9 protein-coding genes are annotated in these 12,706 nt (G+C 34.1%); 3 read left to right on the plus strand and 6 right to left on the minus strand.

The genetic code is table 11. The features are described 5' to 3' along the window. Nucleotides 1-73: 73 nt before the first annotated feature. From HNQ03_RS13290 to tsf, 3 genes are all read right to left on the minus strand, one after another. Nucleotides 74-3,157 carry a T9SS type B sorting domain-containing protein gene (locus HNQ03_RS13290; RefSeq protein WP_173780180.1) on the minus strand — a complete coding sequence of 1,028 codons (3,084 nt, stop codon included), beginning with the start codon at nt 3,155-3,157 and terminating at the stop codon, nt 74-76. Nucleotides 3,158-3,226: 69 nt separating this feature from the next. Beyond that, the gene (locus HNQ03_RS13295; protein ID WP_173780181.1) at nt 3,227-6,571 is read right to left on the minus strand and encodes a gliding motility-associated C-terminal domain-containing protein; all 3,345 of its coding nucleotides are present in this window, start codon (nt 6,569-6,571) and stop codon (nt 3,227-3,229) included. A 133-nt stretch (nt 6,572-6,704) separates the two neighbouring features. Then, nucleotides 6,705-7,529: a translation elongation factor Ts gene (gene tsf / locus HNQ03_RS13300; RefSeq protein WP_173780182.1), complete on the minus strand. Its 825-nt coding sequence runs from the start codon at nt 7,527-7,529 to the stop codon at nt 6,705-6,707. A 156-nt stretch (nt 7,530-7,685) separates the two neighbouring features. Here tsf and HNQ03_RS13305 point away from each other — a divergent pair, with 156 nt between their 5' ends. Beyond that, nucleotides 7,686-8,237 carry a DUF6759 domain-containing protein gene (locus tag HNQ03_RS13305; RefSeq protein WP_173780183.1) on the plus strand — a complete coding sequence of 184 codons (552 nt, stop codon included), beginning with the start codon at nt 7,686-7,688 and terminating at the stop codon, nt 8,235-8,237. A gap of 110 nt (nt 8,238-8,347) precedes the next feature. On the opposite strand, the gene HNQ03_RS13310 is transcribed toward HNQ03_RS13305, so the two are convergent. Together HNQ03_RS13310 and gltX are read right to left on the minus strand one after the other, a co-directional pair. Continuing rightward, nucleotides 8,348-9,304, minus strand: a complete 957-nt coding sequence (locus tag HNQ03_RS13310; protein ID WP_173780184.1) for an acetyl-CoA carboxylase carboxyltransferase subunit alpha — start codon at nt 9,302-9,304, stop codon at nt 8,348-8,350. A gap of 43 nt (nt 9,305-9,347) precedes the next feature. Further along, nucleotides 9,348-10,877: a glutamate--tRNA ligase gene (gltX, locus tag HNQ03_RS13315; protein ID WP_173780185.1), complete on the minus strand. Its 1,530-nt coding sequence runs from the start codon at nt 10,875-10,877 to the stop codon at nt 9,348-9,350. 71 nt (nt 10,878-10,948) lie between these two features. Between gltX and HNQ03_RS13320 the strand changes: the two genes are divergently transcribed. Both HNQ03_RS13320 and HNQ03_RS13325 read left to right on the plus strand, forming a co-directional pair. Further along, the gene (locus HNQ03_RS13320; RefSeq protein WP_173780186.1) at nt 10,949-11,887 is read left to right on the plus strand and encodes a glycosyl transferase family 90; all 939 of its coding nucleotides are present in this window, start codon (nt 10,949-10,951) and stop codon (nt 11,885-11,887) included. A gap of 12 nt (nt 11,888-11,899) precedes the next feature. Continuing rightward, on the plus strand, nt 11,900-12,241 hold the full coding sequence (locus tag HNQ03_RS13325) for a phosphomannose isomerase type II C-terminal cupin domain (protein ID WP_173780187.1): 342 nt from the start codon (nt 11,900-11,902) through the stop codon (nt 12,239-12,241). 162 nt (nt 12,242-12,403) lie between these two features. Here HNQ03_RS13325 and HNQ03_RS13330 read toward each other — a convergent pair whose 3' ends face one another. Continuing rightward, nucleotides 12,404-12,607, minus strand: coding sequence for a hypothetical protein (locus tag HNQ03_RS13330; RefSeq protein ID WP_173780188.1), 204 nt, complete (start codon nt 12,605-12,607; stop codon nt 12,404-12,406). Nucleotides 12,608-12,706 lie beyond the last annotated feature (99 nt).

Genomic DNA, 12,706 nt, shown 5'->3' on the forward strand with positions numbered 1-12,706 from the left:
TTATTTCAGCTTTTTCAAATAAAGAAAAGCACGGTAAAATACCGTGCTTCATCATTTTAATATTAAAATTCTTTTATTCTATATTTTTAATAAGAATCCAACCTGAATAGGTGATGGCTGTATTTTCTGCAGTTGATTCATTCCAATTTATATGATACCAATATGTACCCGTGTAAATTTTTCTATCATTTAATTTTCCATCCCATCTGTAGCCATTATTTTTATCAGCTGTAAATAATTTGTTGCCATATCTATCATACACAATGAAATTTAGGTTTCTTTTGTATGAAAGCTCGCTATAATCTATATAATCGTTTTTGTTATCGCCATTTGGGGTGATTACGTTTGTAAGATTCGGTACCGTAACTTCTAAAACAACAGGCAAACAATTAAATGAATCTTTCACATAGAATGTATTTTGTCCTCTTGGTAAGTTTGTAAATACATTTGAATTTTGCCAAGTTACATTATCAATTGAATATTGATAAGGTGCATTTCCAGAAGTAACTGTAAGAGTTGCAGTATTGTTTGTAATTTCTATATTGGTAATAACTGGCTCTATGGATTTTAAAACTTTCACAGTTTGTAATGTGCTGCAGCCGTTTGAGGTAAGTAAAACCGTATAAACTCCAATCCCAACACCTGTGATAGAAGATGTAGTAGCTCCTGTACTCCAAAGATAAGCATCAAACCCAGGACCTGCGTCTAAAGTTGTTCTGCTTTCTACACAAATATATTTATCTACTAATATTTGAGAGAATTTCTGTGGTGTCACAATTAAAGTAATCTTTGCAATTCGGAAACATCCATCTGTGGAGATTACTCTTACGTAAAGTTCTCTATTTGGTGAAATGTAAACATTAGGATTTGCAATGAAATTCGTTCCGTTTTGAGCATCTAGCAATGTAGGGTAAAATATTTTTGTAATGCCAAGAGTAGAAGTTACATTAGCATCGTTTAAATCGAAGGCTCCAGTTGTAGGTGCAGTTGGTATAAAACATACTGTTATGCTTGCATCTTGCACAATTGGCGCAGCAAAAAACGTTAAGGTAATAAGCGCATTTTTTGTACATCCTTCTGGTGTAGTAATAAATGCATGTACCGTTCCTTCCCCAGATTGATATGTGGTTGGGTTGTTGATTTGGTTTGTATTATTATTTAAATCATTTAAGGTTGGATAATATTTTATTGTAGAACCTACAAACGTAGTAAGTACAGCATCCGTAAGATTAAATATTCCAACATTATTATAACTACAAGCAAATACAGTGTCATCCGTAGTCGTTAAAAGGACAACATTTAGATTTACCGTTACTGTTTCACTATCAAAAAATATTGGAGTTGTACCCTGAAAATAATAACTAAATGTATCTGGTCCTAAATATCCTGGATTTGGTGTATATGTAATAGCTCCCGTTGCAGGATTAATAACTGCCGTTCCATTTGCTGGTGGAGTTGTAATCACTACACTTGGTATAGAAACTGTTTGTGTAGAAGATGTAAAAGTAGGTGTAAATACTTTTATTCCACATGCGTCTAAGGTATTTATTGTGGTTGCTGGACAAGCAAAAACTACAAATATAGGAGTAGTAACTGGTGCACAACTTCCTGCCGTAATGGTACAAGTGTAGTTTCCAGCTACAAGCGGAGTATAGGTATTGCTCGTTGCTCCAGGAATTGCAACGCCGTTCAAATTCCATTGGTAAGATGCATATCCTGTATCTACTTCTAAAACGATACCAGGGATACAATCTCCTGTTACTTTGGTGATTAATGGTGTACTTGCAAATCCTGCGAAATACCCACCATATCCTGCAGTCCCAAAACCACCGTTTATACCCGCAGTTACGGCTTTATCAGACACAATGGTTAAATTTCCTGTTACTCCCTCAATTCCATAAGTTACCCAAGCAGTATTACCTGTAACAGGGAAAGGACCAGATGTTGCAGCAGGCGTTACACCATTTACTGTAACAGCAGCTCCAGCTTCTGTTAAAATATTTAATTTCACAAGTGTTCCGGAAGATGTTTGGCTGGCACCACTTAATGTAGGCATTTCAGATACCCTACCTATTTCGTCTATTTTTCTTGGTAAATAGCAATTCAATGGTGGGATATAATTAAAACCTCCTGTTGCACTACTATTATTTACAGAAACAAGTTGATATAAATAAACATTCTTTGTCGTGCTCACAAACATATTGAAATGGTTGGATCCTTGATTTACATAATCATTACCAGAAATACGGTACCATTGCCCATTATTGATTGTCGCTGCTGCTACAGTAGATCCATTTAAAAATATTTGAGTGTTATCTTCAGTTGCTATTACAATACCTCCTTCTAAATCTGCTGATGTAGATCTAGTTCTAACCATAGCAAAAGTACTTCCTAGTTGGTTAACCGGAACAGATTGATCCATAATGATATCGGAACCAGAATTTGATACCAATCCAAAATTCCCATTATTATTTCCGTTCGTTAATGTAATAGGTTTATTAGAAACTATTTTCGCTCCAATGAAAGTTTCTATGTTAGAAGCATTTGCACCATTACCAGCGAAAATAAAAGATTGCCCCTTATTTAAAGTAAACGTTTGGGTGTTTCCAGTTGGATTTCCATTAATGAATATAGGGTTTGTCGTGGTTGGCCAAGTAGCAGTAACGGTTGTATTATCTTCGGTTGCTAAAACACCTGCCGTAAAATTAAATAGAGTAGAGCCTGAGTAAATTGATGGTGTATTTGCAACAAAAAATTCATTTCCAAGTCCTGCTCTTCCTTTGCTTGTTAAAATTTCTGCATGTGTGGTACTGCTAGCTAATCTTAATGTACAGTAAAATGGTTGACTTCCTAATAAATGCAAACCAAAGTTTTTGACTGTAAAAGCATCAGAAGAAGTTGAGGTTGCAATATATTGTTGTGCAACTGGAAAAACTTGTGGACTTCCTTTACTTATTGTTGTCGTTCCGATCACAACGTTATTACTACTTATGGTAACAACAAACGGAGTTACGGAATCCGTAGACAAATATAGAGACCTGCCATTATTGCTACTGGTTTCGAAAAATGGTGCAATCCAGTGTTCTGTATCTCTCTGTGCAAATAAATTTGTTGCACTAAATAGGGTGCAAAATAGAATAAGTAGAAGTTTCTTCATAGTTAAAAGTTTTAATCCGAATTGAAATTTATTTTTTACAATGCTAAAGATAGTATTTTATTTTTACTTTTAATTACGATTCTTTAGCAAAACCCAACCACTGTAATTCACAGGATTTTTAGTATCTGGTTCTGTCCATTTGATAATATACCAATAGGTTCCTGTAGGAAGAGGATTTCCTAATTGTTTACCATCCCAAACATACTTGTTTTTTTCAGATTTATAAATCGTAGTTCCATATCTATCAAAAATTTCTATGGAAACATTTTCCTTAATGTTTAGATCAGAATAATCCAAAACATCATTCACTCCATCAGCATTTGGGGTAATCACATTGGTAAGGCCTAGAATCAAAAATTCTCCAACAACAGGCTCACATCTATCTGCAGAAAGCACATATACTTTGTAAACACCTCTTGCCAAAGCTGTAAAAGTATTAGATGCTTGGTAATTTACTCCATCCAAAGAATATTGGTAAGGACCTGTGCCACCCGAAACCGAAACAACTGCCGTTGTTCCATTCACGTCTATTTTTATTATTTGTGGCAATTCCGCCGCAAAAACCGTCACAGATTGACGGTAGGTACAACCATTAAAACCTAAATCTACGTAATAAGTGCCCACTCCAACATTTACCGATGGAGTAGTAGCGCCATTGCTCCAAAGATAACTTGTGAAACCTGGTCCTGCGTTTAAAATAGTTGTGTCCCTTTTACAAATTGTGGCATTCATCAAAATATCAGATTTCTTTCCTGCCTTCAAACTTACTGTTATCTGTGCTGTACTTGGGCATTCTGTTGCACTTTCAAATCTTATAAAATAAGTTTGAACACCCGTAATATTTTGTGATCCTGCAATTGCGTTTGTACTATTTTGTGCGTTGGCTAATGTGCTATAAAACGTTAAATTTACATTGGGATTTGCCGTAAATAATGCCTTGTAATCATTTAAATTAACGGTTTCTCCTCCGCTTAAATCGCTATCACAAACTTGTTCATTTGCAACAGCCGTAAGTAATGGAATGCGAGCTCCAGCAGAAAAAGTAATTTGACCAAAAGCGGATGGACAATTATTGTTAATACTATCAACTCTCACATAGACGATAGTTGTATTGGTATACGTCCAGTTGTTCGGTAGATTGTTATTATTCCCTGCATTTGCATCTGCTTGATTCAAATAATATCTTACATTAAAAATGGCAGAGTTGGTAACAATCTGTAGTGTAATATTGCTGAACGTAATTGGAATAATACCATCAAAATTAACATCACAATTAGATCCGTTAAAATTTGCTGTATTTATATTAGGTGATGGAATTACGGTAAGCGAAATTTGCGCCGTCTTTGTACAACCAAAAGATGATCTTACACTCACATAAACAATTCCTGCGGGTCCTACGTAAGCTGTAGGATTGCTAATTGCTGAGGTTAGTGCTGCATCGGAATAATAGGTAGCAGTAGTTCCTGTATCTGGCGAAGAAGAAACACTCGTTAAATTATAAGTTCCATTTCCTGCGGTATTTGCGCAAGAAGATAGCGTTCCATTGGTAGTTTGTAGAACATCAATATTCACATTTGCCCGGAAATACTCAAAATCTGCAGGATTTCCTGTTCCTTGAATATAGTAAACAAATGTATCTTGTGTATCTACCGTCAATCCTGGGTTTGGAGTATAGGTAATTGCGCCAGTTGCACTATTCACACTAGTAGTACCAGAAGTTGGCGGTGCAATAATGGCAGTATTTGCAAAATTTATTGCTTGTGTGGAATTTGTAAAAACCGGATTTATAATTAAATTTTTACAAGATCCAATATTATAAATAGTGGTCGTAATTGGCGGACAAAGTGTGTAAGTGTACGGATCTGTAAGTTTAGATTCACAATTTATTTTTGTAATTAAAACGGTATAAATTCCAGCACCGTAGACTTCCGGATTGATGCTGAAAGATGTGGCTCCTGGAATAGCAACTCCATTCAAAAACCATTGGTAAGCATCATAAGAATTATCTACTTGTAGCAAAATACCTGCATAGCAATCGCCGGTTTTCACAATCAAAGGTACAGAAGAAAATCCTGCAAAATAGCCACCATATCCAACTGCGCCATTACCTGCAGCTATACCTGCAGTTACAGATTTTGTAGAATTTACGGTAATATTTCCCGACACATTTGGTACAGAATACGTTACCCATCCAGAATTTCCCGTTATAGGAAAAGGTCCAGTAGAAGCAGCTAGTGCAGCTCCATTTAAAGTAACGGCTGCCCCAGTTTGTGTGATGATGTTTAATTTTGTTTCGTAAAAATCTACACCAATTCTGTTGATAAAGCCAATTTCATCTATTTTGTTGGGCAAAAAACAACTTAATGGTGGTATATAATTAAAGCCTCCAGCTGGATATACATTCCCGACAGAAGTTCCGGATAAAAGTTGATACACGTAAATGTTTTTATTTCCATTGATGCTTACATTATAGTGGCTTCCTCCTTGGTTCACGTATTCTGTGCCAGGAATTACGACATATTGCCCTTCATTCAATGGCGAACCGTAGGGATTTCCATTCACAAGTAATGTTGTATTATTTTCTGTAGCTACTACCAAAACAGCTTCCATTCCAGAAGTTACAGGACCATTTCCTTTTACTACGGCAAAATCTTTCCCAAGTCTATCAATTGGTACAGCTTGGTCCATCAAAATATCATTATTGGTTAAATTTTGAGTGGTGTATATTCCGTTGAAGTTTCCATTGGTTACGCTTATTGGTTTTGTTGCAACTATTTTTGCGCCTATCAAACCAGTAAGATTGTTGGGAGAGTCTTGGCTTGCAACATCTACTATATAAGATTGCCCTTTATTTAAAGTAAATGTTTTGGTGGCAGATGAGCTTCCATCAGAAAAAACGACAAGAGGATTATACCCAGAAATTGTTACTATTGTGTTGTCTTCTGTAGCCAACACACCGATATTAGAACTTACGTAGCTTGTAGCAGTAGTATTGGGTGCCATTGCAGCATAGAAGGTAGTTCCTATTCCTGCTAAACCTTTGGAGGTGATTATTTCTGCATGACTGGTAACGGAAAAACGATAATTTGCATAAAATTTCTTCGCTCCCTTCACGTATATTCCTTTATTAGAAACAGTAAAAAGGTCAAATTGATTTGGAGCCAACATGTAATCTCCAGGAATATCTACCGTTGTAGGATTTCCTTTACTTACCTGCGCGGTGGTATAAAGTCCGTTGTTATTAAAAATTTGTACCGTAAAAGGAGTAGTTTCGTTGGTAGAAAGATACAATACACTTTGCAAATTATTAATTCCAGCTCTTGCAGACATCGGTGCAAACCAATGGTCTGTATCCAATTGCGCATTTCCGAATAGATAGAAAATAGTGAATAATAATGTAAATATTTTTTTCATGTAAGAGAATTCTGGAAATAAGAAGGCAAATTTAATCATTAATTATCAAATTCATTATTAAAATATTTTTCACAAAAAAAAACTGCTTCAAAAAAATTGAAGCAGTTTAAATTTTAGTTTTAAAAAATAGGTCTTATCCTAAAGCTATTCTTGCAAAACCTTGTACTTTCAAATCTTTGTTCACAGATTCTACATAGCTTGCTACAGACATACTGCTATCTTTAATGAAAGCTTGGTGTACCAAAGTATTGTCTTTGTAGAATTTTTGCATTTTTCCTTTTAAGATATTATCAATAATAGCTTCTGGTTTCCCTTCTTTTATCAATATTTCTTTTTCAATTTCCAATTCTTTATCAATAGTATCTTGGGAAACTTGAGTTTCATCTAAAGCAATTGGGTTCATAGCTGCTACTTGCATAGAAACTGCTTTTGCAACCTCATCTCCACCATCTACTTTTGCAGAAAGTGCAGTGATAGCAGCAATCTTGTTTCCAGCGTGAATGTAAGCACCTAAATAAGTTCCCTGCATTCTTTCGAAAGCACCGATTTCTATTTTTTCTCCAATTACACCTGTTTGCTCAATTAATTTATCATGCACAGTTTGTCCATGGAAATCAGATGCTAAAAATTCTTCTTTTGTAGAATAAAACATTGCTTGTTCAGCTAATTCGTGAGCAAGTAGAACGAAACTTTCGTTTTTTGCAACAAAATCAGTCTCACAATTCAAAGCGATGATTGCACCCAAAGTATTATCTTCGTTTACTTTTGCAATTACTGCACCTTCTGCAGAATCTCTATCCGCTCTGTTTGCAGCAACTTTTTGTCCTTTCTTACGTAGAATGTCAATCGCTTGATCAAAATCTCCGTTTGCTTCTACCAAAGCTTTTTTGCAGTCCATCATACCTGCACCTGTCGTGTTTCTTAATTTCGCTACATCTGCAGCAACTGGTGAATACATATAATTCTTATTTTTTTATTAAATTTAGTCCTTTATTAGGCTCTATTTTTGAGCGATGCAAAGATATGAAATTTAATGGAAACTAAAAAGCAACTTTTTTCCGTTATAGTTTAAATTACGAAACATTAATATTTTAAAATAAATAAATTTACAGGTATGCGGAAATTATTATTATCCTTTTTTCTTTTCAGTTTTCTTTTCAGTTTTTCTCAAATTTACACCATAGAACAAGTCGAAAACACCACAGATCCAAAGGTGATTGCCTCTTGGTTGAAAGCAAATCCGGATAATGCTAGAAACAATGAATTTAAAATAAAACTGGTAAAATTAATTACAAAAGATAATGATCCTTTTGCAAAACCGACCGTAAAACCCTTAAAAAAAGGAAAATTAGTAAGAGATTTAAGCAGAGGGAAAACACCAGAAAATAGCAATAGCAAACAAACGGCAAATGTTCTTAATGAATTATTTAATAATGATCCCAATAAAAAAACGGTTGTAGTCCAAATTAAAAATAATTCGGATTGCAGTTTGATTGTAAAATTTACGGGCAAAGATTTTTATAATCTAAGCGTGCCAGCAAAAAACCACAACTTTGTGGTGGTGAACAAAGGAAAATACATTCTTACTACCATGGTTTGCGATGCAAAATACAGCTCTACAAAAAATCTTACCCAAGATATAGCGATAAGTTTGAATTCGAAATAATATTCTCATTTTAAATTGTGAAAGCAAAAAAAAGCTATTTCAAAATTTTGAAATAGCTTTTTATGTTTCTATAAAATAAGTTATTTATATATCTAAATAATTAAAATTACTTATCCCTTAAATTGTCCCATCGCTATAAATTTATCTTGCCTTTGAGTTTCCAATTCTTTGCCTGTAAATTTAGAGAAGGCTTTTATATTTTTTAAGATAGATTGTTTCACGTTTTCAAACGCAACAGCAGAATCGTTGTGCGCTCCGCCTAATGGTTCTGGAATGATGCCGTCTATAATTTTATTGTCTAGTGCATCTTTTGGTGTTAATTTCAATGCATTTGCAGCATCTTCTTTATGATCCCAATTTCTCCAAAGTATGGATGAGCAGCTTTCTGGTGCAATTACCGTGTACCAAGTATTTTCTAGCATATATACTTTGTTTCCTACACCAATTCCTAATGCGCCACCACTTGCTCCTTCACCAATAATGTAAGTAATGATGGGTGTTTTTAGTTGCACCATTTCAAAAATATTTCTTGCAATAGCTTCTCCTTGTCCACGTTCTTCAGCTTCCAAACCTGGGTAAGCTCCTGGAGTATCAATTAAAGTAATCACAGGAATGCTAAATTTTTCTGCCAATTTCATCAATCTTAATGCCTTTCTATATCCTTCTGGATTGGGCATTCCAAATCTGCGATACTGTCTATCTTTGGTAGAGCGTCCTTTTTGCGTACCGATGATCATCACTTTTTTTCCGTCGATTTTTGCCATTCCGCCAATCATGGCTTTATCATCTGCAAAATTTCTATCGCCGTGCAATTCTATAAAACTATCTTTATCTGTGATGCCCGCAATGTAATCCAAAGTATACGGACGTTGCGGATGACGAGAAAGTTGCACTCTTTCCCACGGAGAAAGGTTGCCATATATTTGTTTTTTTTTCTCCAGTATTTTATCCTCAATTTGTGCGCAAGCCAATTTCACGTCTACACCGCTTTCTTCGCCCACCAAACTGCAATTGTCATACTGCTCCATTAAGTCTTGTATCGGCTTTTCAAATTCTAGGTATTCCATATTATGATATTATATTTTCAAATTTATAAAAAATAAAAGAGTTTTAGTGAATATTATTTACTGCATTTAAAATTCTTTGCTCACTTTCAGCTTTTCCCAATACTTCAAAAATATCTGGAACATCGGTGCCTTTTAGTTCTCCAACCAAAGCTAGACGCAATGGCATCATCACTTTTCCCATTCCAATAGCATTGCTTTCGCAAAATTCTGAAATTTTATTTTTAATATTTTCCGCAGAATAATCTGCTTCGGAAACATCATTTAATAAAGATGAAAATTGCGAAAGAATAGTTGCAGAGTCTTCTTTCCAAGCTTTTTTCACAGATTTTTCGTCGTAGGAAGTTGGTCTTTCAAAGAAAAATTTTCCGCCTTCGTTGTCATTTACTGCATCTTTTACAAAACTCCATCTTTCCTTCATCAAAGAAATTATTTTTTGCAAAGTTTTTTTATCTAAATTAGCTTTCTGCACCAATTCTTTATTTTGCAAACGTTCTAGAAGTTCTTCGTCCGATTTGGATTGAAGATATTGATGATTGAACCATTCTGCTTTTTCTTTGCTAAATCTAGCTCCCGCTTTATGCACTTTATTTAAATCAAATTCAGCAATCATATCTTCCAAGCTGATTATTTCTACATCATCTGCAGGAGACCAACCCAAAAGTGCAAGAAAATTTATAAATGCTTCTGGAAAATAACCTTCTTCTCTGTAACCTTTGTAAATAGAATCTGATGCTTTATCATGAAATTCCAATGGGAAAACAGGAAATCCAAATTGATCGCCATCTCTTTTGCTCAGTTTTCCTTTGCCTTCTGGTTTTAAAATCAGAGATAAATGTGCGAATTCTGGTTTTTCCCAGCCAAAAGCTTCATACAAAAGGTAGTGCAAAGCCAAAGATGGCAACCATTCTTCGCCACGTATGACGTGAGAGATTTCCATTTTGTAATCATCGATTACGTTTGCGAAATGATAGGTTGGCATTCCATCGTTTTTCACCAAAACTTTATCATCTAAAGTATCTGTGTTTACAGAAAATTTTCCACGGATGATGTCTTCCAAATTCACATCTCTATTGAAAGGCATTTTGAAACGAACCACAGAAGGTACTTTTTCTTCTATTAGTTTTGCAATTTCTTCTGCAGAAAGTGCAATGCTATTTTTAAGATTGTTTCTGGTTTTGTTGTTGTAAGAAAACACTTCTCCCTTTTCTTCGTATTCTTTTCGCAAGGCATCCAATTCTTCTGGAGTATCAAAAGCGAGGTAGGCAAAATCTGTTTTTAGTATTTCTGCTGTGTAGTTGTCATAAATATCTCTACGTTCAGATTGGCGATAAGGTCCGTAGTTTCCGCCATGTGTTGGGCTTTCGTCCGGTATTATTCCACACCATTCTAGTGCTTCTTGTATATAATCTTCTGCGCCTTCTACATATCTTGCAGTATCTGTATCTTCTATTCTCAAAATGAAATCTCCGCCATTCTTTTTGGCAAAAAGATAATCATACAATGCGGTTCTAATTCCTCCTAAATGCAATGCCCCGGTTGGACTTGGCGCAAAACGTACTCTAACTTTTTTCATAACTATTATTAATGCAGGCAAATTTAATGAAAAAACTATGCTTTTTTCTATATTTGCGTAATTTCTATTTAATGGCAAGAATTTTTAAACAAAATAAATTTCTTTTTTATGTAAAAGGTTATTCTCAAAGATTTTTGAGCGGTAAAAATGTGGAAGTTGAAATTAAAAATTTATCTAAAAATTTAAGTCAAAAACAGAAACAAGAAGTTGATTTTCGGGTAGATTATTACAACAAAATTTCTGAAAAAATAGAGTTTAGCGATGCAAAACATACTGTTTCAGATTTATTACATCCTAAAACGCCAAAAGCCTATTATTTTGATACGTATGAGTTTGCCAAATATTTCCCGAAAAATTGGGTAATTGATTATGAATTTGGTGACGTAAATTCAATTCTAAAAAGACCTGCAATCTGCAAAAGCCGACCGATATTTGGAAATAATGAAAATAATATTTTGCTGAATTTGGATAAAGCGCGGCATTTCGTTACTGTAAAAGATGAGCTTAAATTTTCGGACAAGAAAGATATATTAATTGGAAGAGCTGCTATACACCAGCAGCATCGGATGGTTTTTTATCAAAAATATTTCGGTTCAAAATTTTGTGATTTGGGGCAAGTAAATATCATTGGCGGAAATCCAGATTGGATAAAGCCAAAAATTTCTATTTGCGAACATTTAAAAAATAAATTTATTTTGAGTTTGGAAGGAAATGATGTTGCGACGAACTTAAAATGGATCATGTCTTCCAATTCCATCGCGGTTTCTCCGCCTTTGAAAATGGAAACTTGGTATATGGAAGGAACTTTGAAGCCAGATGAACATTACATCGGTTTGAGTGAAAACTATGACAATCTAGAAGAGCAGATTCAATATTATCTAGACCATCCGAAAGAATGCTTAGAAATAATTGAAAACGCAAATAGATATCGTGGAAAATTTAATAATGAAAATATAGAAAAACTGATTTCTTTGTTGGTTTTGAAGAAATATTTTAATTATATTCACTAAAAATTATAGAGCATGTTAGAAATTGGTGAAAGACCTTGGGGAAAATACTTTGTGTTGGCAGATGAACCACACTATAAATTGAAGAGAATCGAAGTGAATCCTGGTCAGAGATTGTCATATCAATACCATCATCATCGGCAAGAAAATTGGACTATAATAGAAGGTAGTGCAACGGTAATATTAAATGATGAAGAAATAAAACTATCTTACGGGGAAAGTATATTTATAGCACAAGGTGCAAAACATCGCATTATGAATCTTACAGATTTTCCGCTCATTTTTATAGAAGTGCAAACAGGAAAATATTTTGGAGAAGATGATATTGTGAGGTTGCAAGATGATTTTGAAAGATAAATATAATAAAAGTTTAAATTTTTCTTAAAGACTAGTGTTTTTTTTGATGGTAATTTTTTTGAAGTTAATATCAAAAAATGCATATGCAAAAAAATATCTGCTAAAAATTTTTAGCAGATATTTTTTTTTTAATAAATTCTGTGATTTATTTATTTGTATTTTCTATAAATTTGGAATTTCCACCTTAAACAAATCATACAATTCTATACCATCTGTAGAAACAATGCCTCTTATATAGTGCGTTCTATAAGCCAAAATTTCAGTTTTTGCTTCTTCTAAAACTAGTGTAAAATTTGGATTATTGATATAAGCACCCACTCGATTTGCTTGCCAAAGTGGATTTATAAAAGGAGATTTATATATCACAGCATTCTATAATACCCTTGAAAAACTGGACCACTATTTAAGTTGAAATTATTAACTTTAAATAGTCGGAAAAAACATGAGAAAAACGAGAAGAAAATT

The sequence above is a fragment of the Frigoriflavimonas asaccharolytica genome (assembly GCF_013294015.1).
Classification (GTDB): Bacteria; Bacteroidota; Bacteroidia; order Flavobacteriales; family Weeksellaceae; genus Frigoriflavimonas; species Frigoriflavimonas asaccharolytica.

Coding starts and splice junctions, on each gene's coding strand:
- tsf (WP_173780182.1), bottom strand. CDS start 7,529: ATGTATTCACCAGTTGCTGCAGATGTAGCGAAATTAAGAAACACGACA.
- HNQ03_RS13310 (WP_173780184.1), bottom strand. CDS start 9,304: ATGGAATACCTAGAATTTGAAAAGCCGATACAAGACTTAATGGAGCAG.
- HNQ03_RS13295 (WP_173780181.1), bottom strand. CDS start 6,571: ATGAAAAAAATATTTACATTATTATTCACTATTTTCTATCTATTCGGA.
- HNQ03_RS13320 (WP_173780186.1), top strand. CDS start 10,949: ATGGCAAGAATTTTTAAACAAAATAAATTTCTTTTTTATGTAAAAGGT.
- HNQ03_RS13290 (WP_173780180.1), bottom strand. CDS start 3,157: ATGAAGAAACTTCTACTTATTCTATTTTGCACCCTATTTAGTGCAACA.
- HNQ03_RS13325 (WP_173780187.1), top strand. CDS start 11,900: ATGTTAGAAATTGGTGAAAGACCTTGGGGAAAATACTTTGTGTTGGCA.
- HNQ03_RS13305 (WP_173780183.1), top strand. CDS start 7,686: ATGCGGAAATTATTATTATCCTTTTTTCTTTTCAGTTTTCTTTTCAGT.
- gltX (WP_173780185.1), bottom strand. CDS start 10,877: ATGAAAAAAGTTAGAGTACGTTTTGCGCCAAGTCCAACCGGGGCATTG.